At 48.7% G+C, this 25,965-nt stretch carries 25 protein-coding genes; 12 read left to right on the forward strand and 13 right to left on the reverse strand.

Features of this window, described 5'->3' with window-relative positions; genetic code table 11:
• Positions 1-9 precede the first annotated feature (9 nt).
• Together ACM6JA_RS20790 and ACM6JA_RS20795 are read right to left on the reverse strand one after the other, a co-directional pair.
• Positions 10-1,632: a response regulator gene (locus ACM6JA_RS20790; protein ID WP_414853857.1), complete on the reverse strand. Its 1,623-nt coding sequence runs from the start codon at positions 1,630-1,632 to the stop codon at positions 10-12.
• 112 nt (positions 1,633-1,744) lie between these two features.
• Positions 1,745-2,230 carry a hypothetical protein gene (locus ACM6JA_RS20795; protein ID WP_414853858.1) on the reverse strand — a complete coding sequence of 162 codons (486 nt, stop codon included), beginning with the start codon at positions 2,228-2,230 and terminating at the stop codon, positions 1,745-1,747.
• A gap of 78 nt (positions 2,231-2,308) precedes the next feature.
• Here ACM6JA_RS20795 and ACM6JA_RS20800 point away from each other — a divergent pair, with 78 nt between their 5' ends.
• Positions 2,309-2,512 carry a YwbE family protein gene (locus ACM6JA_RS20800; protein WP_414853859.1) on the forward strand — a complete coding sequence of 68 codons (204 nt, stop codon included), beginning with the start codon at positions 2,309-2,311 and terminating at the stop codon, positions 2,510-2,512.
• A 52-nt stretch (positions 2,513-2,564) separates the two neighbouring features.
• Here the strand turns inward: ACM6JA_RS20800 and ACM6JA_RS20805 are convergent, their stop codons facing one another.
• From ACM6JA_RS20805 to ACM6JA_RS20815, 3 genes are all read right to left on the reverse strand, one after another.
• Positions 2,565-2,990, reverse strand: coding sequence for an NUDIX domain-containing protein (locus ACM6JA_RS20805; protein WP_414853860.1), 426 nt, complete (start codon positions 2,988-2,990; stop codon positions 2,565-2,567).
• Positions 2,991-3,101: 111 nt separating this feature from the next.
• Complete coding sequence (locus ACM6JA_RS20810; RefSeq protein ID WP_414853861.1) at positions 3,102-3,659, reverse strand: cysteine hydrolase family protein; 558 nt, start codon at positions 3,657-3,659, stop codon at positions 3,102-3,104.
• 215 nt (positions 3,660-3,874) lie between these two features.
• A complete protein-coding gene (locus ACM6JA_RS20815; RefSeq protein WP_069852940.1) occupies positions 3,875-4,423 on the reverse strand; it encodes a GbsR/MarR family transcriptional regulator in 549 nt (182 codons plus the stop codon).
• Positions 4,424-4,683: 260 nt separating this feature from the next.
• Here ACM6JA_RS20815 and ACM6JA_RS20820 point away from each other — a divergent pair, with 260 nt between their 5' ends.
• Genes ACM6JA_RS20820 through ACM6JA_RS20830 form a run of 3 tightly spaced genes read left to right on the forward strand, consistent with a single transcriptional unit; the run spans position 4,684 to position 7,696 of the window.
• Positions 4,684-5,910 (forward strand): quaternary amine ABC transporter ATP-binding protein, encoded by a 1,227-nt coding sequence (locus ACM6JA_RS20820; RefSeq protein WP_414853862.1) that lies wholly within the window; start codon positions 4,684-4,686, stop codon positions 5,908-5,910.
• Positions 5,907-6,752, forward strand: a complete 846-nt coding sequence (locus ACM6JA_RS20825) for an ABC transporter permease (RefSeq protein WP_414853863.1) — start codon at positions 5,907-5,909, stop codon at positions 6,750-6,752. The genes ACM6JA_RS20820 and ACM6JA_RS20825 overlap by 4 nt, the downstream gene beginning before the upstream one ends.
• 17 nt (positions 6,753-6,769) lie before the next feature.
• On the forward strand, positions 6,770-7,696 hold the full coding sequence (locus tag ACM6JA_RS20830; protein WP_173617005.1) for a glycine betaine ABC transporter substrate-binding protein: 927 nt from the start codon (positions 6,770-6,772) through the stop codon (positions 7,694-7,696).
• 54 nt (positions 7,697-7,750) lie between these two features.
• Here ACM6JA_RS20830 and ACM6JA_RS20835 read toward each other — a convergent pair whose 3' ends face one another.
• The 3 genes from ACM6JA_RS20835 to ACM6JA_RS20845 form a co-directional block, all read right to left on the reverse strand.
• Positions 7,751-9,172: a DUF1254 domain-containing protein gene (locus ACM6JA_RS20835; RefSeq protein ID WP_414853864.1), complete on the reverse strand. Its 1,422-nt coding sequence runs from the start codon at positions 9,170-9,172 to the stop codon at positions 7,751-7,753.
• Between the two features lie 94 nt (positions 9,173-9,266).
• The gene (locus tag ACM6JA_RS20840) at positions 9,267-10,751 is read right to left on the reverse strand and encodes an amidase (protein ID WP_414853865.1); all 1,485 of its coding nucleotides are present in this window, start codon (positions 10,749-10,751) and stop codon (positions 9,267-9,269) included.
• A 79-nt stretch (positions 10,752-10,830) separates the two neighbouring features.
• On the reverse strand, positions 10,831-11,679 hold the full coding sequence (locus ACM6JA_RS20845) for an AraC family transcriptional regulator (protein WP_414853866.1): 849 nt from the start codon (positions 11,677-11,679) through the stop codon (positions 10,831-10,833).
• A 132-nt stretch (positions 11,680-11,811) separates the two neighbouring features.
• Here ACM6JA_RS20845 and ACM6JA_RS20850 point away from each other — a divergent pair, with 132 nt between their 5' ends.
• Entirely contained in the window at positions 11,812-12,423 is a 612-nt protein-coding gene (locus ACM6JA_RS20850) for a DedA family protein (protein WP_414853867.1), read from the forward strand.
• Positions 12,424-12,432: 9 nt separating this feature from the next.
• Here the strand turns inward: ACM6JA_RS20850 and ACM6JA_RS20855 are convergent, their stop codons facing one another.
• Complete coding sequence (locus tag ACM6JA_RS20855) at positions 12,433-13,974, reverse strand: vWA domain-containing protein (protein ID WP_414853868.1); 1,542 nt, start codon at positions 13,972-13,974, stop codon at positions 12,433-12,435.
• Positions 13,975-14,132: 158 nt separating this feature from the next.
• Positions 14,133-15,167 carry a hypothetical protein gene (locus tag ACM6JA_RS20860; protein ID WP_414853869.1) on the reverse strand — a complete coding sequence of 345 codons (1,035 nt, stop codon included), beginning with the start codon at positions 15,165-15,167 and terminating at the stop codon, positions 14,133-14,135.
• Between the two features lie 247 nt (positions 15,168-15,414).
• On the opposite strand from ACM6JA_RS20860, the gene ACM6JA_RS20865 reads away from it, so the two are divergent.
• The 3 genes from ACM6JA_RS20865 (at position 15,415) to ACM6JA_RS20875 (ending at position 19,608) form a co-directional block, all read left to right on the forward strand.
• Positions 15,415-16,479, forward strand: a complete 1,065-nt coding sequence (locus ACM6JA_RS20865; RefSeq protein ID WP_414853870.1) for an AAA family ATPase — start codon at positions 15,415-15,417, stop codon at positions 16,477-16,479.
• A 3-nt stretch (positions 16,480-16,482) separates the two neighbouring features.
• Entirely contained in the window at positions 16,483-18,282 is a 1,800-nt protein-coding gene (locus ACM6JA_RS20870; protein ID WP_414853871.1) for a DUF2201 family putative metallopeptidase, read from the forward strand.
• Positions 18,283-18,402: 120 nt separating this feature from the next.
• Positions 18,403-19,608, forward strand: coding sequence for a chromate transporter (locus tag ACM6JA_RS20875; RefSeq protein WP_414853872.1), 1,206 nt, complete (start codon positions 18,403-18,405; stop codon positions 19,606-19,608).
• A gap of 6 nt (positions 19,609-19,614) precedes the next feature.
• Here ACM6JA_RS20875 and ACM6JA_RS20880 read toward each other — a convergent pair whose 3' ends face one another.
• Positions 19,615-19,824: a hypothetical protein gene (locus tag ACM6JA_RS20880; protein ID WP_414853873.1), complete on the reverse strand. Its 210-nt coding sequence runs from the start codon at positions 19,822-19,824 to the stop codon at positions 19,615-19,617.
• 173 nt (positions 19,825-19,997) lie between these two features.
• On the opposite strand from ACM6JA_RS20880, the gene ACM6JA_RS20885 reads away from it, so the two are divergent.
• From ACM6JA_RS20885 to ACM6JA_RS20895, 3 genes are all read left to right on the forward strand, one after another.
• The gene (locus ACM6JA_RS20885) at positions 19,998-20,597 is read left to right on the forward strand and encodes a TetR/AcrR family transcriptional regulator (protein WP_007725620.1); all 600 of its coding nucleotides are present in this window, start codon (positions 19,998-20,000) and stop codon (positions 20,595-20,597) included.
• Positions 20,598-20,661: 64 nt separating this feature from the next.
• Positions 20,662-21,891, forward strand: coding sequence for an MFS transporter (locus ACM6JA_RS20890; protein WP_414853874.1), 1,230 nt, complete (start codon positions 20,662-20,664; stop codon positions 21,889-21,891).
• A 193-nt stretch (positions 21,892-22,084) separates the two neighbouring features.
• Entirely contained in the window at positions 22,085-23,158 is a 1,074-nt protein-coding gene (locus ACM6JA_RS20895; protein ID WP_414853875.1) for a glycerophosphodiester phosphodiesterase, read from the forward strand.
• Positions 23,159-23,197: 39 nt separating this feature from the next.
• Here the strand turns inward: ACM6JA_RS20895 and ACM6JA_RS20900 are convergent, their stop codons facing one another.
• Entirely contained in the window at positions 23,198-24,376 is a 1,179-nt protein-coding gene (locus tag ACM6JA_RS20900; RefSeq protein ID WP_414853876.1) for an oxalate decarboxylase family bicupin, read from the reverse strand.
• A gap of 181 nt (positions 24,377-24,557) precedes the next feature.
• Here ACM6JA_RS20900 and ACM6JA_RS20905 point away from each other — a divergent pair, with 181 nt between their 5' ends.
• Positions 24,558-25,313 (forward strand): DUF4241 domain-containing protein, encoded by a 756-nt coding sequence (locus ACM6JA_RS20905; RefSeq protein ID WP_414853877.1) that lies wholly within the window; start codon positions 24,558-24,560, stop codon positions 25,311-25,313.
• An 11-nt stretch (positions 25,314-25,324) separates the two neighbouring features.
• Here the strand turns inward: ACM6JA_RS20905 and ACM6JA_RS20910 are convergent, their stop codons facing one another.
• Positions 25,325-25,888, reverse strand: coding sequence for a hypothetical protein (locus ACM6JA_RS20910; protein ID WP_414853878.1), 564 nt, complete (start codon positions 25,886-25,888; stop codon positions 25,325-25,327).
• Positions 25,889-25,965: the final 77 nt, after the last annotated feature.

Here is a 25,965-nt window from a genome sequence, read left to right on the forward strand (position 1 = left end):
GCTACCTCCTTACAACATTCGCTTAACCAGTCGCTTGATACGAGCCTCCAGTTCGCGTGCACGGAATGGCTTGGTCATATAGTCGTCAGCACCGAGTTGAAGGGCACGGACAATGTCTTGTTCTTCTGTACGACCTGTTAGCATAATCACCGTATATTTCTTGGCATTCGGCAAATTCCGGATTTTCTGGAGAACCTCGAGGCCATCCATCTGTGGCATCATCCCGTCTAAAATGACAAGATAAGGTTCTTGTCCCTGATGCCAGGTGGAGTCAAAGAAAGCTGCTCCTTCTTCGTAAGTCTGAATGTCGACGTGCATCCAACCGTTAAAACTGGTTTGGATGGAATCGGCAAGCATCACGCGAATCATTGGATCGTCATCAATAATGGCGACCTTCAGTTTTATCTTAGGGGAGTCATGCGTCTCTGTGATTTGAGCGGTTTCAATCCGGCGCCGCCCTGCATTTTTGGCAGCGTACAAAGCAGTGTCCGCAGCTTCTACCCAATACGTATGAGGTTTATGAGGATCATCTACTTGTACGATTCCACCGGAAAAGCTCAAAGAAAACGTTCCTTCAGGAGCATCGAACGTAAGCGAACTAAAAGAAGAGAGCATCTGCTCCAGGCGCATCTTTCCTGTCTGTACAGTCGTACGCGGCATCAACAGGATAAATTCCTCTCCGCCGTACCGGAATAATACATCATGTTTTTCCGAGCTCTGCCCGATGAAAGCAGCAAAACGAGTCAGCACCTCGTCGCCGATCAGATGACCGTATGTATCATTGACCCCTTTGAAAAAATCGATATCCAAAAATGCCAGTGAGAAGGGGGTGGTGGTTCGCTGGGCATCAGAAAGAAGCCGTTGGTACGTATCAACAAAAGAATTGCGATTGTTGACACCCGTGAGCTCGTCCAAAAACAAGATGCTGTTCATCCAGCGCTTCCGGCGAAGCTGGCGTTCGAGGCGTACGACCAGCTCTTCCATATCAAGCGGTTTACACATGACGTCATCTGCGCCCAAACGATAGGCATTCAGACGGGTCTCCCGTTCGCAATCGATGCTGATAATGGTCGTAGGTACATATTGCTTCTTTATTTTTTCGCTAATCGTCTGCATCACTTGGAAGCCGCCCGTTTCCGGGATGTTCAAATCCAGAATGAAGCAGTCAGGGTTCATGTCGTGAAAATAGTCGAGAGCCTTATGAGGATAGACCGTTGCGATGACAGACCAATTGCGGTTTTCTAAATATTCCTTTAGATACATAAGCAGGGTGACGTCATCATCCAGGATGAGGACCAAAGGCTGTTGCTCACAAGGGGATTCCCGTTGAAGAGTGGGGTTCTCAATAAAAACTTCCTGTTCCGGGCGCTGTTCGTAACACAAGCTGATCAACTCTTGCAAAAACAATCGCCATTCACCGAGCGACCAATCCTTGGCAGGCATGTCATCCATTCGATCCAGAAGGAGCTCGGACAGATCAGACAAGTCGGTCAAGCCAATTGTCCCGGATGTCCCCTTTAACGAATGAAGAAAGCGATATAACTCTTCATGAGGGACGGGAGACTTCTGGGCATACCACGTCTCAATCTGTTTGTGGATATTCGTAAGAAGTGTATCTCTGTACTTGATCATGTCGTACGCCCCCCTGTGTTGGGATGGCGCAAGCGGTCGGATCGCTTGCGCCCATTTGATCAAAACGTCTACGATTTGGTATGGTACATGTAGCAGGGAGGAGGAAAGTTTCTTATTGTTGCAGGGAAAATCCTTCTTCAATCAGATACTGCTCCGCTTCCACGTACGATTCAAAGGAAGCTTCCAGGTTCATCCCGTGGTATACGTTCCACAGCGCGTCTTCCTGTTGCAGCAAGAGCGTGCGGTTTTGCTTGTCGACCCATGTTTGCTCCAGTTGATCTGATACTACAGTGTTTTTAGGCGCTTCCTCACGTTTTTGGGAGAGAGAGTGGATCGACGCTTCGATAACCGTGCGCAGTTCTTCCGCCGAGAAATCACGGATATTGATGAAGCCCTTATCGTCTTTTTGCTTTTGATAGCTCTTCACAAAGCCGACGAACACAAAGCCGTTGCCGTTCGGATGAAGGTGATAGACCACTGTCTTTTTGTCATGAAGGCTTTCCTCATAATGAAAATTAACCCGTTTCAGGGAGACCTCATTCCGAGTCAGTTGTGGAAAAGATTCAATAATCGCTAGTTTTTCTTCAAAAGTAAGCATGGATTCCTCCGGTGAGATGGATTTGTTTGTCGATTATATCACAGGTGGGACATAGAACGAAAAAAGGAGAAGGGAAAAATGAACGGAAAAAACCGAAAAGATATCGCAGCAGGTCTTGAAGTCGAGATTGTATTGAAACAGGACCAACGCACTGGCAAGCGCACCCGTGGGTTCGTCAAGGATATCCTGACGAACTCCAGCACACATCCGCATGGAATCAAGGTTCGTTTGACGGATGGACAAGTGGGGAGAGTGCAAGAGATTATCCAAAAAGGAAAGTAATCTTCTTCAGAAAAAACGGACAGGCCACATGGGCTACTGTCCGTTTTTCTTTTCATGAACGGTTCCGGTTCTGCAAATGCTCGATAGCTGGTACGGCGAAGCAAGCCAGATTCGACGGAAGTGCATCGAGCGAAAACCAGCGCATGTCTCCAATAGCCCCGCCTTCCTCTAAATTACGTGCTTCTCCACTCAGGATCGTGACTTCGTAAATGACCGAAACCCAATGCTCGGCACTTTCCGGGCGGATGGTTTCTGCGGTGCATAGCAGGGCCTTTACCTCGATGTCGAGATTGACTTCTTCTTTGATCTCACGGATGACACTCGTCTCCAGTTGTTCATAAGGATCAACTTTTCCGCCGGGAATGCTCCACGTATCCTTCTCTGGATCTCTGTTTCGTAAAACCAGCAAAAGCTCATTCTTGTCGTTTAGGATGACAGCTCCTACGCCCAATCTTGGTACAGCTATAGTAGTAGACATGGTTTCTCCTTCGATAGGCAGATTCGTTTCTTCCATTATAGCAAGGTCCAATCGTAAGCAGGACAAAACAAGAAACCGCCTGAAGAGACGGTTTCGATAAGTTCAGCAACATTAGCGGTAAGTATCATGGGTAGGGACGAAGACATCCTCCGTTGATTCCCGCACCAAAATAAATGGTCCAATATTCCCCAATCCATGCAAGCATGTATTGTGATGGGCGATGATTTGTTCTGCTGACAGTACCTGATTGTCCGATGTAGAGTGCCCGTCTTTGACGAGCGTCACATCATAGCCGAGTGTCGTCGCTTTGCGGCAGGCACTGTCGATACAATATTCGGTTTTGCACCCCATGATGACAAGGTGGTTAATTCCGAGCGCTTGTAGCCTTTCGTGCAGGTCTGTTCCGTGAAACGAGTCTGTCGCTAGTTTTCGAATCACCGTTTCTGATGGCAGAGGGGCGATCTCAGGGTGGATGGCATTGTCGTCTGAACCGACTTCTCCGACATCATCATCCTGAACGTACAGCACAGGAATATCCTTGCTGTAGGCGTCTTCCCGCAGTTTTTTCAATGTTTGGACAAGTGTAGCCGGCTGATAAACAGGACCAAATTGTCCCTCGATAATTCCTACTTGCGCATCAATAATCAGTAGAGCTGTTTTCCGAATCAATCCAATTCCTCCTAGGTGAAAGGGGGTTAGTGTTGGTGTTCCCCTTTTTGGTTGTTTGGTACACGCACAGCTTTATAAGAACGTTGATTCATGTCCTTTTTCATAACTGACCACTCCTTTCATCATAGAAGAGCGTGAAACTGCTCTGGATAATTGTACCACAAAAAAGACTCATTCCTATTGTAAGGAACGAGTCTTTTTCGATTACGAACTTCTTATGATTCATTTTCCTTTTTCGGTACAAACTGAAAGATATCATGTGATTCGAAGGAGTCGATCAAACGGGACAGCCACAGATAATACTCTAACCCATTTTCAATGCGCTTGATACTAAGGTCAACACGTTCCCTGACTTCTTCCGTAAGCTCTTCGGATTGCTGGAGAGCGCGAAGCTCAAGGAGCGACTTTTTCAAGGCATGTACATTATGTTCACAGGCGTGTCGCCACTTCACGGAAAAGAGGTCGATGAAGTTCTGGTACCAATCCAGATTGACCTCGTAATGATCCTTCCGTGTCCCTTTTTTCCATATCTTTTCTACCATATTTAATTCCATCAATGTGCGGACGCCGGTGCTCATGCTGGTTTTACTCATGCCCAGTGCTTCGCCCATCTCATCGAGTGTCATTGACTTGTCCTGAAAGAGCAATGTGCCATACAGCAGTCCCGTTGACATGGTAATTCCATACAGATCCATGTTGCGAGCGAGCGTTTCAATCACGCGTTCCTGAGCTTTTTCGAGGATTTTTTCCTGATTGGTATCCATTTTGAAAAAAGCAGCTCCTCTAGTCATAGTAACCTGACTAGAATTGTACGTCTCCAAAAGAAAAAAGTAAATGGAGATATCGTACAGTATATACGTGATAAACTGAGAATACAGGAAGTAAAGTACGTAAAGTTTTTTCTGAACGCTGAAAATGCCCGATTATCCTGCCTCATCCAGTTTGAGGTAAAAAAAATGGCTGGTTACAATTGTAAGGGTAAAGAACAGTCCGGATGCCGGGCGTAAAAGTTGGAGGTGACCATATGCCCAAGATCAAAGTAGAGAATTTGACCAAAATCTTTGGACGCCAACCCCAACGCGCATTGTCCCAGGTGAAGCAGGGGAAGACCAAGCAAGATATCTTGAAGGAAACGGGTCTTACCCTTGGGGTGAATCAAGCGAGTTTTGAGGTGCATGCAGGCGAAATTTTCGTCATCATGGGGCTTTCGGGAAGCGGGAAGTCGACCTTGGTTCGATTGTTGAACCGGTTGATTGAACCAACAGAAGGCAGAATCCTGATTGACGGTACGGATATCGTCAGTATGAACACCGAGCAGTTACAGGATGTAAGAAGAAAGAAGCTGGGAATGGTATTTCAAAAGTTCGCCTTGTTTCCGCACAGGACGGTACTTGAAAATGCGGAGTACGGCCTGGAGATTCAAGGGATGCCAAAGGCCGAGCGTGAGGCAAAAGCGAAAAAGTCACTCACACTTGTCGGACTCGGCGGCTGGGAAGCAAGCTACCCGGATCAGCTGAGTGGCGGGATGCAGCAGCGTGTGGGCCTCGCCCGTGCACTTGCGAATGAACCCGATGTGCTGTTGATGGATGAGGCATTCAGTGCCTTGGACCCGTTGATTCGCAAGGACATGCAGGATGAGCTGTTGGAACTGCAGAGCACCATGCAGAAGACCATTATATTCATTACGCATGATCTGGACGAAGCATTGAAGATCGGGGATCGAATCGCTCTAATGAAAGACGGTGCGATCGTACAGATCGGCTCTCCGGAAGAAATCATGACCAATCCAGCAAACGAATACGTAGAACGCTTCGTAGAGGATGTGGATCGTTCCAAGGTGTTGTCTGCTGAAAAAGTCATGAAGCGGGCAGAGACAATCACACTGGACAGAGGGCCTCGCGTCGCACTGCAAATGATGCGTGAGCGCGGTGTCTCCAGTTTGTACGTGGTGGATAAACGAAAAACATTGCTGGGTGTGCTGACGGCAGACGCTGTAAACGGAGCCAAGGAAGCAGGACAGTCGCTGGAATCCGTGCTGCGAACCGAGGTACCGACTGTCGGACCACAGACGCTTCTCAATGAGATGTTTGACCTTGTCGCGTTTTCAGATATTCCCGTGGCGGTTACAGGAGAACAAAATCGTCTGCTGGGCGTGATTGTAAAAGGAGCCGTTTTGGGTGGATTGGCAGGAAAAGTAAATCAACAAGTTCCAGAGCCAACGATTGAAGAGGGGCAGGTGAATCCATCATGAGTCAAAACCAGTTATTTCCGAAGCTGCCGCTCGACAGTTGGATAGAAACGATTGTAGATGGACTGGAAGAGCATTTGGGCTTCTTGTTCGACTTCATATCAGCTGTAATCGGTGGAACCGTTGACTTGTTTTCGTGGATTCTAACAGGAATCCCGTTTTGGGCCCTGATCATTTTGTTTACACTGCTGGCGTATCGCGCTGGCAAAGTGGCAATTGCTCTTTTTACCTTCATTGGTCTTCTTTTGATTCAGAATCTGGGTTATTGGGAGCATTCAATGGAAACACTTGCGCTGGTATTAACGGCAGGGTTGATCTCGGTGATTATCGGGATTCCCGTCGGTATCTGGTGCGCGAAGAATGATTCCGTGCAAAAAGTCGTCACACCGCTGCTTGATTTCATGCAGACGATGCCGGCGTTTGTGTACTTGATTCCTGCCATCTTTTTCTTTGGGCTCGGTAAAGTACCAGGGGTTATTGCTTCTGTCATTTTTGCGATGCCACCGACGATCCGTCTGACCAACCTGGGAATTCGTCAAGTTCCTGCCGATCTGATCGAGGCTGCTGAAGCGTTCGGTTCTACCTACTGGCAAAAACTGACGAAGGTACAGCTACCGATTGCCAAGACGACAATGATGGCCGGGATTAACCAGAGCATTATGCTCGCGCTGTCCATGGTCGTGATTGCCTCTATGATTGGGGCGAAAGGCTTGGGGGCGGACGTGTATCGTGCCGTAACACAGATCAAGATCGGTGAAGGTTTTGAGGCGGGTCTGGCAATCGTTATTTTGGCGATTCTACTGGATCGACTCACGCAAAGTGTTGGAAAGAGAAAAAACGCGTAGGAGGGGTTTTCATGAAAATGAAAAAAGGCGCCTTGAAAGGGTTAGCAGTCGCACTCGGACTCAGTATGGTGATGGCAGGATGTTCAAATGCGGGAACACCACAGGGAAATCAGCCTGCCGAGGGCAATACCGGTACGTCTGCACCGAATAGCGTTGGAGCACAAGTGGATCATAAAATTATCGGAATCGATCCTGGCGCTGGTCTGATGAAAGCGACGGAAAAAGCCATGAAAGACTACGATCTGAAAGATTGGGAACTGGTGGAGGGCTCCAGTGCAGCGATGACGGCAGCTCTGACACAAGCCTACAAAGACAAAAAGCCGATTATCGTGACAGGCTGGACACCTCACTGGATGTTCTCCAAGTTCGAGATGAAGTATCTCGAAGATCCGAAAGGCACTTTCGGGAAGGATGAACAAATCCATACCATCGTGCGCAAAGGACTGAAGGAGGAGCACCCAAGTGCATATGCGTTCCTCGACAAGTTTTCGTGGACACCTGCGGACATGGAAAAAGTAATGCTCGATATCGAGGGCGGCAAAAAGCCGGAAGAGGCAGCAGCCGAATGGGTGAAAAACAATGAGGCTACCGTCAACAAGTGGGTAGAAGGCATCCAGCCTGCAGAAGGCAAAAAATTGACGCTCGCCTACGTCGCGTGGGATTCTGAAATCGCCAGCACGAATGTGGTGAAGACGGTTCTGGAGCAAAAGCTGAAATACAAGGTGGAGCTTAGCCAAGTAGAAGCCGGCCCAATGTGGGTAGGGGTATCAAACGGCGATGTGGACGGAATGGTAGCAGCATGGCTGCCGACCACGCACGCAGACTACATGGAAAAGCTGGGGAAAGACGTAGAGGATCTCGGTCCGAACCTGCAAGGAACCAAGCTGGGCTTGGCTGTTCCAGCCTATATGGAGATCAACTCCATTGAAGATTTGAAGAAGTAACAGATTCAATACCGAAGGCACCGCTCACGATGGGGCGGTGCCTTTTTCGTTGTGTTACGGTATTGGTTTGCTTTCCGTGACAGCAGGCCAAGCGTGCTGTTTGTCCAGCGTTGCAGGCTCCGGTGCAAATACCCGCAAAACTAGATTGAACTCGCCTTCAGGGAGAGGGAGCCAGTTGCCTTCCTTGCCTTTAGGCGGTTGCTGTTGCAAATACAGATCGAGGGAGCCATCGGGATTGTACGCTAGCGTTCCTGTATTGCTGCGAACCGATGCGCGATCGGCCGCTGTTTTGGCTAAAAACAACTGGTTGTCATAGACGTTGATCGACCAGAATGCAGACGTCTTGGGAAGCTGTTCCTTTGTAAAATGCAGCGTATAGCTTTTGGCTCCCGTAAGTGGTTTTCCTAATCCATCTGTCAATGCACGATAATAGGCTTCCTCGCTCGGCACATTGGCTACAATACCGGAATAGGCGATAAAGGAACGGGCAAGAAACTGGTTTCCGTATGTGCCGATGGGGGAAAAGGAGCCCCATCCATTACGGAAGGTGGCGTAGCTGGGAAAGCGATTTTGCACGATGGACGGGGCATCCTGTAAGGCATGCTGTAGGCCCGCAAGTTTGGCTGGACCGAGCGCGGAAGGATCAAAGCCTTTTTGGACATCGATCCCAGCTTGAGCGAATTGATCGAGCAAGACGCGATCACATTCGGGCGGAGGATTGCTCTGGATCCATTTCGTCATGACTTGAAAAAAGGAAAGGGATGACAACACATCAGGAGGAAGCGCTTCGGGAACATGTGCCGTTTGCAATTTTGGGTGGACAGGGGCAATCGCGATTTGTTTTTCAAACGAGACAGCCTGCGGTAAATCAGCTTCACCCTTTACCTCGACACGGCCAATGAGCCAGACGGTATTCGTAGGGGCGTAGATCACAGGTATATGGGCAGGGGTAGGCCCTTTCCATTGTGGGCTTGCAATGATATATTGTCCGGCCTGCTGTTTGGTGGAACGATTGGAGACATTGCGAAACGTATTTGTGTACGCATCCAGCATTTGCACGGTATAGTAGCGGTTTTGCGGATTGGCGGGGACAGTCAAGCGGACGGGCGTCTCTGACAAATCCAACCATGCGCTCATATACAATGTATCGGAGTTCGGCGTCACGATATCCCGATAAACTGGGGAAGCGAGTGTGTCCGCATAATAAAACTGGTTGATTGGCGCCCGATTTTTAACCATGGCTTCCATCGTTTTGGCGGACATCACTAATGGATAGCCATAGATGTATGCTTGAATGCCGAGCGAGTAGGAAAGCCTCTCCTGCGATTGAAGAAACGACTTTGTTTGGGAGAGACGTGACTGTTGGACAGGTGGAGCGTTTGTTGTCTCTTTTGCAAATGATAGGCCGGACAGGTGAAGCGTCATGCAAAGCAGGGAAACAATCAGTGTCAGGCGCTTTTTCAATAATGGAAGCATAAAGCCCCTCCTAACTACCAGAAATAGGGTTCGCTCTGGTAGTTTTCTTCATAGGAAAGGGGCTTTATGCAAGTTGGGCTGGAATATTTTATTCTCAATGCGGCTCCACAGAAATTTCAGGCGCCCGCCACTCTGGGCAGGTCGCATACAGTTTCGACGCTCCCTGTAGCAATTCCCTATCACGCCATCGCTTGCCCACACACTGTATGCCAATAGGAAGACCTTGCACATCAAAACCAATCGGCATCGTTACGACCGGACTTCCGGTGACATTAAACAGATTCGTATAAAAAGTCGTAGCGGCCCAGTAGTTTTGCGGGTTCTCGTCTACGTACAAGGGTTTGTTGTAAAGCGGCTTGTAGCCCCACACTTTCGATTTTGCCATATGTGGGAAAGCTGTCGTGCAGCTAACCGGACACAAGAACAAGTCACAGTCGGCCATGAATTGCTCGAAGCTGCGAATGAGCTGCTCCCGAATGGTTAACACACGCATGTAGTTTTTGAACGTCAGTGGGATGAGCATGGTAGCCGTGGGAAGCTGGCTATAAATCGGCATCGTTATGAGATGAGCTAAACCACGAATGAGTGGAGGTGTCGTAGAGTTTAACTCCGCGTCGATAATTTTTCCCCATGTTTCCCAAGTTTTGCGTACATCCAAAGGTGGTGCCGTCACTTGTTCTACGCGCATGCCTTGTTGCTCCAGCATTTTGACAAAGCGACGCAACTGATCGCGAATGGCTCGACTCGTCGGGTAGCTGGGCAGCTCCTCCATCCAGCGAATGTGTAGGGGCTGCTCCTTGAGGGGTGGGGCCAAGACTTGTGGTCCATGAGGTAGGCCAGCTTTGCCGTTTCCACCACTAATGATGGAAAACGCCACTTCCAGGTCTTCGATTGATCGGGCCACCGGGCCATAGCAAGCAAGGTGACGTGAGGAAGTGTAATCAGCGGTTCCTTCAAAACCGGGCATGTGTCCTCTTGCCGGAACGGCTCCTTCTGTCGGTTTCAAGCTAAGTACGCCACAGAAATGAGCCGGAACACGCAACGATCCGCCAATGTCACTGCCAATATCCAAATAGGAAAGCCCGGCAGCAACTGCGGCTGCCGATCCTCCGCTGCTACCGCCTGTTGTTCTCTCCAGATTCCATGGATTATTCGTCCGACCGTAAATATCATTGTCTGTTTGCATGTCCATCAGAAGAGGAGGGACATTCGTTTTGCCCAGGATGATGGCTCCTGCCTGCTTCAGTCTGCTAACGACTGCTGCGTCGTGTTGCGGAATGTAGCCTTTTAGAGGTGGGAAACCAGAAGTAGTGGCGAGTCCTGCTGTGGCAAAAGAATCTTTGATTGTGATTGGTACCCCGTGAAGAGGCCCGCGATAGATACCTTCCCCTATTTCTTTATCTGCTTGTTTGGCAGCTTCGATCGCAGACTTTTCGTCAGAGGCGACAATGGCATTCACTTTGCCATTGAGGGAGTCGATTCGTTTAAAGATATGCCGGGTAGCTTCCTCGGCGCTTATTTTCCGCTCGCGTATCCAAGTGCCCATCTCGGTTGCTGTCAAATAGGTCAGTTCTTTCATTCGATTCACTCCTTTTCACACGTCTAGCGTACGACAGGAAAACGAGGAAAACTTGATCGAAAATGCGAACCGCTATCATCTATTCTCGGGCTAGAACGGGTATATAGATGAAGCAAAGCGAATCAGGATGGTCATTTCCGAGAAAGCGGTGATCGTAGTATTCAAAATCGTATCGGGCATAAAGCTGGTCGGATGCGGATGCATGTGTCATCCAGCTCCCGTATATGTATTGATACGTCAGTTTGAGATTTTGCACCGATCCTTTGTGAGGGAAAATAAGATAACCAGATGCAGGCAGCGTGAGTGATTCCAATCCGTCTGTGCCAACCTGCTCCGTAGTGTGTATGCCAGCAAAATAGGCAAAGCTCAACGAAAGCCCGAAAGCATCCGGGTAGCGAATGACCCCATAACGCTTCTGGTTCTTCTGTACCTCGATTTTCTGCCCCAATTGGTTCCAGCAATGGACAATATCGGCTGTCGAACGGGTAGTGGAGGAGTAGCCTACCAGGTTCAGTTCTTCGTGGGAAGGGACATAGACAGGTTCAATCGATTGCAGCTGAATATTTTCTAAATATGGTAGCTCGATACGCTCCAGCATTGTGTACCGCGGCATTTTTCCAGATCGCCTAAGTGCAGAAGGAGGCAGGCCAAAGCGTTTCGTAAAAGCGCGAGTAAAGGCTTCGTGAGAATCAAAGCCGTATGTAAAGGCGACCTCCGTCACGTTCTTTTGTTCCAGCAACAGCGCTTTGGCGGCCTCGGTCAAGCGTCTCTTCGAAATGTATTGGCCGACAGTTTCTCCTGTGACGTGAAAAAACAGGCGTTGAAAATGGTACTTGGAATATCCAGCGGCTGATGCCACTTCATCGAGTGTGACTTTTTCCGTTAACTGCTTTTCGATAAAAGAGAGGGCATATGTTATTTGCTCCATATAGTTCATAGCGTCACCTGAAAAAGGAAATAAGATTTTTTTTAGGATACCATATGCCCTGACCTGATTTTTTGTAAAAAAGCCAGAATGTCAAAGAATAGGGAGAGAATACAATGAAGTAGGACAACATTATTGGAGGTAGCCGTGGAGCAGCATCTGGATCTTTTTTTGATGAAATATGGATATGTCGGCATCTTTTTTTCGCTCACACTTGGTGTTGTAGGGCTCCCCATACCAGATGAGGTACTGATGACATACGCTGGCTATGCGGTTTCCCGTGGTGTTTTGCACATGCCGTTTACAGTGCTGAGCGCCTTTTTGGGAGCGGCAGTAGGGATTACGATCAGCTATGCCATCGCGTGGAAGTGGGGGCTGCCGTTGCTTATGAAGGTTGGACCGTACTTGCATATTTCGCCGAAAAAAATAGAGTCAACCCAAAAGCTGTTTGCCAAGTACGGTCCATACCTGTTATTGATCGGCTATTTTTTGCCTGGCGTCCGTCATATTACCGCCTATTTGGCAGGGGTCTCCACGATGGGGTTTCGACGATTTGCTTTTTTTGCTTACGCAGGCGCATTTCTTTGGAGTGTCACTTTTTTACTGTTGGGACAGGCGCTTGAGAAAGAGTGGCTCAAGGTTGTCGTTTATATACGTCATTACGGCATCACATTTTTGCTAATCAGTTCGGCGATTGGAATGATGGTTTATATTTGGATGAGATACAGGCGTGACACCAGAGCCTAGGAATAAGCATTAGTTCCTGCTGATCGCCATGCTATCTTTTACCAAGCGGACAAATTCGAGCTGTTCCTCTCCAGTGGCTGTGGCTTCCGCCAGTTTGAGTACATCGGCAAGGGAGCTTCTTTCGGCATACGGACTCTCTCGCAATATTTCCCCGTACTCTGCTACAGCAGCAAGGAACGTCACATCAGGAGACAAGGCATTTTGCACCTTCACGGGCTCGGAGATTTCCTCTACTTTTTGGGAAGAGGCATGATGATAGCGCACGCGAACCGTTCCGAGATCTGCATGGGCAGGGGAAGCGAGCTTCACTTCATAAAGAGCGGTCACACTATGACCAGCGCCGACTTCACCCGCATCTGTCTTGTCGTTGCGAAAATCTTTGTCGTGGACATCGCGGTTCTCATAACCGATCAAGCGATACGAGTCTACCTTCTTAGGGTCGAATTCTACCTGAATTTTTACGTCACGAGCGATCGTTTGGAGGGTGCCTGTCAATGATTCCGTAAAAATGCGGCGCGCCTCGGAAAACGTATCGATGTAGGCGTAGTTGCCTTCTCCTTTGTTCGCCAGCTGCTCCATCAGGACATCATTATAATTTCCCATGCCAAAGCCAAAGGTGCTCAAGTAAATGTCTTTTCGCGCATAGTCCTCGATCGAACGCAAAATGCCCTCGGCCCCTGTTTCTCCGACATTGGCTACCCCGTCGGAGCATAAAATCACCCTGTTAATGGCGTTAGGCCTGAAAGAACGGGTCGCCATTTCATAACCTAGCACCAGTCCTTCTTCCGCATTGGTGGAGCCTTCGGGTTGCAGTTTATCGATGGCTGAAAAAATCGTCTGTTTGTCTTCGGCAGAGGTTGGGGGCAAAAGAACGCGTCCCTCTGATCCATAGACGACGATCCCTACTGAATCTGTAGGTTGGAGTTGATCGACAAGAACATGTAAGCTTTTTTTCACCAGCTCTAATCGGTTTTCCCGATTCATCGAGCCAGATACGTCAATGACAAAGACGAGCGTAGCGGGCTTCCGCTCTTGGGCGTGTAATTCCTTTCCTTTGATCCCGATTCGCACTACTTGAAGATTTTTTTGAAAGGGAGAGGGGCCACTATCAGCCTGAATCGCAAATGTCTGATTGGTTGGCGCGGGATACGAAGTGGGGAAGAAGTTGATGAATTCCTCCACCCGAACTGCTTCTGCTGGCGGGAGATTCCCGTCTTTTATAAAATTGCGCATCATGGTGTAAGAGGCAGTGTCCACATCAGCGGCAAAAGTAGACAGGCGGTCCTTCGCCGTCGAGACAAATTGGTTGGTGCCGTAATCTTTGAAGTACATGTCATTGGGGAGGGGATCGACCGATTTTTTCAGCGCGTAATCAGCTAGTTGGCTAGGAGGACTTGGACTGGAGGCTACCTGATTGTTTTGACTTTGCGCAACAGATGCTGCTGGTTTGTTTCCGCTTTCGCTTCTTGATGCGAACTGCTCGCTCGAACTGCATCCGATCAAGGATGCGACCAATATGGTGATACCACTGGCTTTCACGATTTTTCTCATCTTTCGTTATTCCCCCTTTGCTTATGTGACGTGGTAAAAAAAGGAATGTTACATAAGGAGGAGAAGTAGGCTAGTCCGCAGCAAGAGCTTCACTCGCAACGACAGCCAGAATCGAGTCGTAGCTGCGGCTCCGAGTGGTGAAATGATTTATGTTTGGATTAGTCGGCAATCTTCACTAAAGTGAGGAAGCCGGTCACCGTTGTCGTTCCGTCTGCGAAGCTTTGCAAAAACTGGTCTGCGATACCTCCCGTACGGAATATGTCTACGATGTCTCCTGCTACTAATCGGGTGAAAGAGGTAACCATGCCGAATGCATTTCCATCCTCTGCACTATCCGCACTGCTTGAAGTTCCGGCAGAGCCCGTAATATTGGCGCCATTCCTTCTGATAATGAAAGACACTTCACTTGCTTGTGCAGTAGTAACACGATAGCTGATGAGATAGATGCCGCTTGCAGGTACGGTGACTTGCCCGCCAGCGAGTAAAAAGCCAAGTGAATTGTCTGCATTCGACACATTAAGCGGGACGATCGTATTTGGCGAAATATCGATAGCCGAGGATAGCCAGAAGTTACCGAAAACACTGGAAACAGTACCCGTCGCGCCTGTTGCACCCGTTACACCCGTGGCTCCTGTAACACCAGTAACACCAGTAACACCAGTAACACCAGTAACACCAGTAACACCAGTAACACCAGTAACACCAGTAACACCAGTAACGCCAGTTTCCCCCGTGATACCAGTGCTTCCAGTGACCCCAGCTCCGGTCGCCCCTGTAGCCCCGGTCACGCCGACTCCTGTCGCACCCGTTTCTCCTAGCCCAGTAGCGCCAGTAGCACCGGTTGCCCCTGTTGTTCCTGTTCCATCTGCTCCAGTGGCTCCTGTGAGACTAGCGATAGACGATGCGGTTAATACGGAATTCAGCTTGTTGTTCAGCAGAATCTCTTTCTTTGTTATCTCTCTGAGCGTATTGACTACACTAGAATTCACATTCAGCAAATCACTAATGGTTGCAGGGGGACCTGTTAATCCTGGAAGCGTACCAAGGACATATTGAAGCTTTTCCGCCTCTGCGTTAATGATATGGCTTAACCCAAGCTCTTCCAATGCGATGGATGCGAGTAGCAAGTTTGCGACTTGGCTTTGTGTGATGGTAATGAGCGGGGTAATGTTAGGGATATTTGCTTGTGACAAATGAAACGTCCTCCTTTTTTCATATCTTTTCATCCTATTCCGATACTGTGCATAAGGGGATTGGTTGGTTTCGTTGTTTTTATTCAGGTACGGTTTACCATGTGATGCCTTTCTTTCTTGCTCCTTATTCAATCTTCTTGTAATATTAGGAAATATTTGTGGTGTGACGGTCGCTCTAGTCAATGGAAATCAATTACGAAAAGAGGTAGATTGCTGCAAAAATCAATCAAACAAGAGAGGTTATGAAATGAATCTAGGAATTCAAGTCACGCAAAATCAACTGATGGATGTGCTGCTAAACGTTGCAGTAGCTCGTCCAGTATTTATTTGGGGCGCACCAGGAATCGGCAAGTCGTCTCTCGTCGAGGCGTTTGCCGAGCAGGTGGGCCTGCCTTGCGTATCGTTATTGGGGAGTCAGCTGGCACCTGAGGATATTATCGGTGTCCCCCAGATCGTAGACGGGAAAAGCAGATTTTGCCCACCTGCGCAAATTGCGCGAGAAGAACCGTACTGCTTGTTTCTTGACGAATTGAATGCATGCTCGCAAGAAGTGCAAAAGGCGTTTTACAGTCTGATTCATGAGCGGAGAATTGGGGATTACCATCTGCCAGAAGGGTCCATTGTGATTGGAGCAGGAAACCGCGCGCAGGATAGCGCGATTGTCAAACCGATGTCGTCTGCTCTGATCAACCGGATGTTCCACGTGCAATTGCTAGTCTCGTATGAACAATGGATGAATTGGGCGTACAGCAACAGTATTCATTCCTACGTGCTGCAATTTTTGGAGGTGCGCCCGGACTATTTGTGGTCGCAGCCACCGAAGAGCGAGGAACCGTTTTCTACTCCGCGTTCCTGGCACATGCTCTCTGATGCCCTGAACGAATTCGGTGAGAACTTGACGACAGAGATGGTGGGGGTACTGGCCTTCGGATGCTTGACGCCCCAGCATGCTGCTCAATTTCGAGCTTTTCACAAGAATATTCAAGGCAAATACCAGCTCAACCGTATTTTGGAGGGTGAGGCTTCTTTCCCAACGGCTCCAGAGGATCGGGACGTACTGTATTTTCTTGCCGATTCATTCCGTTCGCAGATCAAAAAAGAACTGCCAGCGGATAAAGCCTCCGTGGGGGAGCAGCATAAACGGTTTGCACACCGAGCGAAAGCTCTCTTGAAGGAGCTCGCTTCCATCTCTCTGGAAATGGCGCAGATGGTAGTGGCGCGGCACGAGGATGGCGACGGATTGCCAGACTGGTTCGTTGTAGAGGTAATTCGTGATTTACCGCGTCTGGCCATGGACAGGAAGGGCAAATAGCCAATGGCCAGAGGAGTTAAAAACGACCCGGCAACGCAAAACTACGAGCAGGCCGTACATTTTTTGAGTCATCATCCGATGTTTGGTCCACTGTCCTCGCGAGCGCACTTTACTCGTTCCGAGCGAAGTATTTGTCCGGATAACGGTTGGGTAGTCGTGACCCGGGAAGGCAGCTTGTACGCGCATCCGAAGCGCAGAGGGGAAGTCGGGGAATGGATTTATGTTCTCGCACATGCACTTCTGCATTTGGGCTTCGGACATTTTGTGGAAAAAGAGCAGCCGATATTGTGGAACATCGCATGCGATTGTTATATTACGCGTTTTTTGAGAGACATGAAGCTGGGGAAGCCTCCTGCTGAAATGGCCTTTGAGCTGGATAAATCGGGAAAGAGCGAAGAAGAGCTGTATGACTGGTTCGTGGAGCATGGGGTACCGGAGCATTTGAAGCTGTTTGGAACGGGCGGGGAAAAACAGGCAGATATGCTTTTCTCGGATAAATACGTCCGGTACACCTACAATCGAGATGTGAAGTGGGAGCGGCTCTTGGGGATCGGGCTGGCGCAGGCGGTGCAAAGTGCTGTCAGCGTAGCGGGCGGCTATTCCGATGCTCTCGGGAATGAAGAGAACCAGCTGTCTGAGGCACAAAAGGCCAAGCGCTGGTTCATCAATCATTATCCATTGCTGGCTTCCCTAGCGAGCCATTTCACGATTATCGAGGATTCGCAGATCTGTCAACGGCTGCAAATCTCGGTGGCAGCTATTGATGTAACATCCAACGAAATCTTCATCAATCCTGCGGCGGGCTTGGATGAAGAGGAATGCAAATTCGTGATGGCACACGAGCTATTGCACGCTGGGCTGCGCCACCATGAGCGCTGCCAAGGCCGCGACCCGTATTACTGGAATGTCAGCTGCGATTACGTGATTAATCAATGGCTGATGGAGCTAGGTGTGGGACGTTTTCCGCAAATTGGCGGACTGTACGATCCAGACTTGAAGGGACTCTCGGCAGAAGCGATTTACGACCGAATCGTGACGGACATGCGTACGTATCGCAAGCTCTACACCTTACGTGGGATCGGCATGGGCGATATTCTGGATGGAGACGATCCGCGTTTTTGGGAAAAGGGTCCGGGAACGACGCTGGATGACTTTTATCGCAATGCGATGTCGCAAGGCTTGATCTACCACCAGGAGAAAGGGCGAGGGCTTTTGCCTGCGGGTTTGGTAGAAGAGATTCGCGCCTTGGGGCAACCGCCGATTCCGTGGGATGTTCAGCTTGCCCGTTGGTTTGACGAGCATTTTCCACCGTTGGAAAAGAGCCGCACGTATGCAAGGGCAAGCCGCAGACAGTCCTCTACACCTGACATTGCCCGTCCTGCCTGGAGCTTTCGGGAAACGGATCAGCTGGCACGCACGTTTGGCGTCGTGATCGATACATCCGGCTCGATGGATACCAAGCTGCTCGGCAAAGCATTGGGGGCGATCGCGAGTTACAGTGTAGCGCGAGATGTTCCGTATGCGCGCGTGGTCTTTTGTGATGCGCAGGCGCATGATGCGGGCTACCTTTCTCCAGAGGACATTGCAGATCGCGTCAAAGTAAAAGGACGAGGGGGAACGATCCTGCAGCCGGGCATTGACATGCTTGAGAAAGCAACCGATTTTCCAAAGGACGGTCCGATTTTGATCATTACCGATGGGGAATGTGATCGGATCAAAGTAATCCGTAGTCATGCCATCATGCTGCCGAAGGGGAGTAACCTGCCGTTCGTGGCGAGAGGACCGGTATTTCGAATGGAATAGTAGGGTCTAGGCTCCGTATCGATGCGGAGCCTTCTTCACGATCTTTTTACAATGAAAGGATAGGAAAAGCGATAAAATAGCATGTATGATGAAGCGGAAAGCGGAGAGGTGTACAGCTAAGTGAAGAATAATCGCCTAGAAGAAACCGCGCACCAAATAAGTAGATGGGAAGCTGTGCGTGAAGTTTTGCTCGTTTCGACCAAGCTGGGATTGACCTCATTCGGTGGTCCCATCGCGCATCTCGGTTATTTTCACAACGAATACATTCGACGAAGAAAATGGATGGATGAGCAAAGCTACGCGGAATTGGTTGCGCTTTGTCAGTTCCTCCCTGGCCCCGCAAGCAGCCAGGTAGGGATCGGAATCGGAATCATGCGAGCCGGATTGTGGGGAGGGGTTGCTGCATGGATCGGCTTCACTCTGCCTTCGGTATTGGCGCTCCTGATATTTGCGTTTACTTTACAAGGAGTGGATAGTGGCAGTGCTTCTTGGATTCACGGTCTAAAAGTAGTAGCTGTCGCGATTGTTGCTCATGCCGTATGGGGGATGGGACAAAAGCTGACCCCGGATCGAACACGCGTGACGATTGCGATCATCGCTGCTACCATCACGCTGTTGTGGCATTCTGCATGGAGTCAGGTTACAGTCATGATTCTAGCAGGAATAGCAGGGTTGCTTATCTTCCGACAGCCAAAAGTTTCGGAGCTCCCTGAATTTCGTGTGCCGATCAGTCGTCCACTAGCCATTGCGTGCTGGATCGTTTTCTTCGGGCTTTTGCTTGTGCTGCCCATCCTCCGAGAGAACACAGGCTTTTCCTTGCTAGCGTTGTTTGAGAGCTTTTACCGTGCAGGCTCACTTGTTTTTGGCGGAGGTCATGTTGTATTGCCTTTGCTGGAGAGGGAGGTAATCCCGACAGGTTGGATAACGGAAGAAGCATTTCTTACCGGCTACGGGGCTACACAAGCAGTACCAGGGCCATTGTTTACCTTTGCCGCTTATTTGGGAGCAATGATTGCAGGAGGAGTCGGTGCAGTAGTGGCTACGATTGCCATTTTTCTACCGGCCTTTTTACTCGTCGTCGGCGCATTGCCGTTTTGGAATTCCTTGAGGAGAAATTCGAAAATAGCAGGAATGCTGGTAGGGGTGAATGCAGCAGTCGTCGGTATTTTACTGGCAGCCCTGTACGATCCGATTTGGACGAGTACCATTCTTGCTCCGCTGGATTTTATCGTAGCGGCTATTTTGTTTATCATGCTGGAGCACTGGAAGCTGCAGCCATGGCTGGTTGTGGTTACAGGGGCTTTGTGCGGTCTGTTGCTGTCTTAGGCTGTTTTAAAAGGTCTCAAACGAACCAATAAAGCTGGTGAGAAGAAAAAGCACAGAGCTCGTAGACCTTGACAACGCCTGCCCAGTCGGAACTTCAAAAAGGGGACCCGCTTGTCGAACACTGCTTCCTTGAGAAACTTCCGCCCGTAGGGTGGCTTTGGCTCGACGATTCCCTTTTTGAAGTGGAGACGGCCAGTGAATCCCCCCTGCTGGCATGTCAGAGTCGAAGAGACCTGTGCTTTTTCTTCTCCTCCACTATGTTGACTCAAACCAAAATGCTCTTCATAGCTCTTTCTTATCGCATAAGAAGGTTTGCCAAGGATGTTTGTAACGCTTATAATACTGAATGAAAGTTCAGTATTGTTGGCTGGGAAGTTGGTGAATGATCGTTGAATAAAAAGAAGCAGCAAACAGAGCAGACCAAGAAGAAGATTGCGGATGCGTCCAGAATTTTATTTATGCAAAAAGGCTACAAGGCTACATCAATAGAAGATATCGTGAAAGCTACTGGATACAGCGGCGGTAACATATATTATCATTTCAAAAGCAAGGAAGGGCTGTTTTTACATCTGATTGAAGTTTGGAACAGCGAATGGGAAGAGAAGTGGCTGGTCAAGGAACAACTCTACACGACCTCGATCGATAAATTGTATGGAATGGCTGAACATTTTGCGACCGATTTTATGAACCATCCGCTGACCAAGGCTGCTGATGAATTTTTCGACATGTCGGAGAAGCCTTCGGATGTGGAGGATCGTATCAACGAAATGATCCAAGGTTATATCGACTTTAATCAACAGTTGCTCCAAAAGGGGATCGATAACGGCGAATTTGAAATGACGAATGTAACCGGAGTCGCCATTATCTTGGACAGCCTGATGTTTGGTTTAAATCAACACTCGCGGCGAATGGAACGAGAGGAAGCGCTGGCGACTTTTCGGTTAGCGATGGATGTGTTTTTATTTGGCATTGTCAAACCGTCCCGCTAGCTTTTTTTACGTGATTATCTAGAATAGATATTCAGTGTTTTGTGATGGATTGGAGGAATAGTAAATGGCTTTATTATTAAAAAATCAGGGAGCCCTATTGATTCTGATGTTCAATATTTTCCTTGTCTTTACGGGGATCGGGCTTGTTATACCGATTATGCCAAAGTACATGGAGAGTTTGGGAATTACCGGGGGGACTATCGGCCTGTTAGTGGCAGCCTTTTCGTTGACGCAGCTTCTTTTTTCCCCAATTGCCGGGCGATGGGCTGATTCATTCGGAAGAAAAAAGATCATTGTGATCGGCTTGGTCGTATTCGCTATCTCAGAAGGGATGTTCGGTATAGCGAATTCTCCAGTCCTGCTGTTTGTTTCTAGGTTGCTAGGCGGCATCAGTGCCGCACTGATTATGCCAGCCGTAATGGCTTACGCAGCAGATATTACAACGAATGAAGAACGAGCGGCCGGGATGGGGTATATTACGGCAGCCATTACGACTGGTTTTATTATCGGTCCAGGCATTGGAGGATACATTGCTGAATTTGGTATTCGCGTACCTTTTTATTCGGCAGGAATTGCGGGACTGATTGCTGCATGCATCACGTTGTTAATCCTCAAGGAATCGAAACCTATGGAAGAATCATTATCGGACTCTCATTCTAGTGAAAAACAACGAAGCAGTCTTCTTTCCCAGTTAATGTACTCCTATCGAGAGCCTTATTTTTTCAGTTTGATCATTGTGTTTGTCATGTCTTTCGGACTGGCTAATTTTGAAACGGTCTTTTCATTGTTTGTCGACCATAAGTTTGGATTTGAGCCGAAAGATATCGCGTTTATCATTACATTCGGGTCAATAGCAGGCGCAGTGGTTCAGCTTACTGCCTTTAGCTGGATAATGAATCGCTTTGGCGAGAAAAGGGTCATTTCAGTCTGTCTGCTCTTTGCTGGTTTGTTTATTGTTCTGACGCTTTTTGTTCACGGATTTTGGATGATTTTTGCTGTTACCTTTATCGTATTTCTGGCGATCGATATTTTGCGACCGGCCATCAGTACCCAAATGTCGATGCTTGCAAAGGATCAACAGGGCTATGTTGCTGGCCTTAACTCAGCCTTTACCAGTCTTGGTAATATTGCAGGTCCTATCGTAGCTGGATTTTTATTCGATGTGGATATCAACTATCCGTATGCACTAGCGTGTCTGATTTTGCTTATCTGTTTCGTCTTATCACTAGGAGTGAAAAACCGCAACCTGAAGGATGCTAATGCGGCTTCCAGTCAAGCGTCCATTCATGGATGATGAAGTGAACGGGATACGATAGCTGAATAAAACAGCGGCGAGTCTAAGACTTTATGGTTCAAGTCTTAGTTCGCCGCTGTTCCATTATTCGGGTAAATAAATCTTTCATGATTACTTAATAGAGATAGAAATGAAAATTTACATCATTTATTTATAGTGGGAACGGTAATACATACTATAAGGAGTGAAGCAAATGATGAAGAAAAAAGTGATGGTAGCAACTGCCGCCCTTATGATGTGTGTAGCACCAGTCGCCTCTGCCGCCGGGAATCCGCACTGGTCAAAAACTTCTCCCAAAGAGTTCGATCTTCAAGCTCATCGCGGCGGACTCGGACTCACAGTAGAATCCACATTGGCGTCGTTCTCCCACGCCCTTGAATTAGGTGTGAGCACGCTCGAGCTCGACGTGCAAATCACGGAGGACAGGCAGGCCGTTATTACGCATGACCGCAAGATTTCGGGTGCCAAGTGCAGAGATACAGGCCCACTTTTCGCTGGCGATCCTGAGTATCCGTACGTTGGCAAGTACATAAAGGACCTGACTCTCGACCAAATACGCAAGCTGGATTGTGGCACACAGACATTGCCGCAATACCCAGGGCAACGTCCAAGCCCAGGTGCCGGGATGCCGCTGTTGAGCGATGTATTTGATCTCGTCAAGGACTACAAGGCCAATCATGTTTGGATGAATATCGAGACGAAGGTAGAGGCGGGAGCACCTGAGCAAACCGCTCCGCGTGAAGATTTCGTGCAGATCGTCGCTCGCGAAGTCCGCGATGCCGGGATGCTTGATCGGGTATCGATCCAAAGCTTTGACTGGGGGGCGCTCATGCGCATGAAAGAGGTTGAGCCGGGCTTGCCGATTGTGGCACTGACGAACGGTGCGCAATTCTTGCAGCCAGGTCAACCGGGAGCTTCACCGTGGTTGGGCGGAATCGACATTGACGACTTTGGAGGAGACCTCGTGGCGGCGGCACACTCATTTGGTGCAAATGCTATCTCCCCCGTGCATGGCTCTCCACAAAACGGCAAAGTCACCGACGAGAATTATGTGCCCTATGTCACGAAGAAAATGGTAGAAGACGCGCACAAGGTCGGGATGAAGGTGATTCCGTGGACGGTCAATGACGCACCTACGATGAACAAGCTGATCGACGATGGCGTAGACGGGATCATTACGGATTACCCGGACCGTCTGCGTGAGGTCATGGAGCAGCGTGGTCTGAAGCAACCGAAGAGCTACAAGACTCCCAAAAAAGAGAAGTAAAAAGAAGACCAGTCCATTCGGGCTGGTCTTTTCTTGCATTCACGGGACATAGCCATATCCAGGATATTTGACAACGGGCCATTTATCCTTGCGCAAAGCATCTAATAGTTCAGGACCTACACACAGGTTGGAAGCAACGAGTTCATGTGGGGTGAGCGCCATCCATTGATTCAGCGACACATCGACAAAGCGGTCGCTCTTGAACATTTCCAAAAACCACACCGTTTCTGTCCCGGTATTTTGGATATAATGCCCTGTCGCAAAAGGAACGTAGCCAACATCACCTGCTTGGTAGTCAAAAGTTCGAGCGTTTCCGTTTCCGATAAAAACAGTCATCCGCGCTTGGCCTGAAATGTAGTATTGCCACTCGTCGTTATTGGGATGCCAATGCAGCTCTCTCATGGCACCGGGACGTAGCTCTACGAGTGCTGCCGCGATTGTTTTGGAGATCGGAAAGTTGCGGGAATCGACGATGCGTACACTGCCTCCAGGTGTAATGAGGGGGCGTTGGGCGAGTAAGCGATGGGAAAAAGGGAGGGGGACGGTTCCGTACGGAGATTCCACTTCATCTGCTTCGATGGAACCAGGAACCTCGTCCTGATAAATGTACACTTGCTTGCAAGGAATGTCGGCAAAGGCTGGTTCAGGCACACCAAAATTCGCGGAAAGCACATCTGTTGGCGTATGAGCAAACCAATCGGAGATCGATAGCGTATTCAGATCGGAAAATTGCCCATCGTCGAAAACAAGCAAAAACTCGCAGCCTTCCTCTAATCCCTGAATCGAGTGGGGGATGCCGGGAGGGAAATACCATAGATCGCCTTTGCCGATATCTGCGATAAAATTCCGTCCGCGTTGGTCAACGGACGTAATTCGTGCACGACCAAGCAGCATATAAGCCCATTCTGCCTGCTGATGCCAGTGCAGCTCGCGAACCCCACCTGGCGTCAGGCTCATGTTTACACCCGCAAGTGTAGTGGCGATTGGCAGCTCGCGTATGGTGATTTCACGGGACCAACCGCCATGATTTAATGTCATCGAGGCATCTGAGAAGGAAAATTTCAGATTGGGCAGCAAGCCCGCATCTGTGACGGGAGGAACTAGCATATTCGGATTTTGCCGATCACGCATGACGTTTCGTGGGCCGAGATCGACCCATCCGGTCCCGTCACTCCTCATCGGCTGAGGAATTGGATTCCCTTTGTCTGGCGGATTCATTCGGGGCAACCTCCTTCATCCTTGGACATGCATAGGTTTTGCTTTACTTCATCCACTAACCATGCCTATGCATCGGCTTGCCCGTTATGCAAACATCCATGCCGGTCTACCGTTTCGATGGGCGATTTTGTATAATTTTAGGAGTGATTTACAAATTGACAATAGTAGGATGGGTATAAAGATGACTAAGATTCCAAACGAGCAATGGTTAGCACGATATGAACAAAAAAAACAGATGTTAGAGCCCCATGTTGATTTACACACCTATTTCACATCAACGGAGATCAGCGGGAAACCAATCAACTTGCTTTCTTTGGGGGAAATCACGATTCCCACTGGGGACATCATGGTTCGTGATCCACTTGTGTATCTGGAGAGAGATAGTGCCCCGTATTTTCGAAAAGTCCCTACAGGAACCTTCCCTTTAACCGTTTGTGTGGTAACTGTTGAAGAAGACCACTACAGGTATGCAGCTGCTAAGGTGGAGTTCACAGATAAAACTCCCCAAAAATTTACGGAAGCCCTCATTGGAAACGAGGATCTCGAAAATCTAGGGGAAGGTGAATATTTTGGCTTTAATGTGGATGCAGGCCTTGCTACTGTGGTAGATGTCAAAACGAGAGATGCGTATCTGGAATTTTATGATAGCTGGAAAAAAGAGAATCCAGAGGGCAATATTTATGATGAATATTTCGCTAGTGTTTTTGCGCAAAGTTACAAAGACCATCCAAAATACCAAAGAAGCGCTGGAGATTATATAAACTGGACGATACCAGGCACCGATTTAACGATTCCGATGATTCAGACCGGATTTGGAGACGGAGCCTATCCTGTCTATTTTGGGTTGGATGAAAACGATCAAATATGCCAGCTGGTGATTCAATTTATTTACATTGAACTTGCATTTGGTGAGGATGACAGCGAAGACGAAAGCTAGTAGGAAGCCTCTCACCAATTATTTTTGGAAATGGTGTCTCGCTTATCTTTCCTTGGAAAAAGAAAATAGCTGGCTGTAATCAACAGATCAATCCCCAGAACAACGGTCCATAGCCGGAGAATATGCCATAAAGAAGCAGTTCGCTCCGCAACATCGATAAAGTAGATGGTCCCCGCTAAGAGAGCCGCCCCAATTACATAGGAGTAGAGATGTCTAAACCAGCTTTTGGCGTAATGCTTGGCATACTCCATGCCGTATAACTTGGGCTTCGCCGTACCTTGCTTGGTGACGTACTGCTGAAATTTTTCATCCGCCCATTGAATCATGCTTTTCCCAAACGCAAGCGATACCCCGATATAAACGGCAGCCAGCGCATGAGGAATCGTAGCGGTAGCACCATGATACAAATCCACGCTCGTAACGACGAGCAAAACTACATCAACAACAGGCGTCAGGGCGAGAAGAAAAAGCCCGGCCTTTTTTTGTTTGAGCACGTACCTTGTGAAAAGGCCAAGTACAATGACCACCCAAAATGCAATTTCGCATGCGACAATCATCCATGCAACAAAATTCACTATAATAGGTCCCCTTTTCGGAAGTTTCTTCTCCTGTATGAGAAGTTTTTATAATACAACTGTACTAACAGAAAGAA

Origin of the sequence: Brevibacillus sp. IT-7CA2, assembly GCF_949767855.1 — a bacterium.
In the GTDB taxonomy this organism is placed as follows: Bacteria; Bacillota; Bacilli; order Brevibacillales; family Brevibacillaceae; genus Brevibacillus.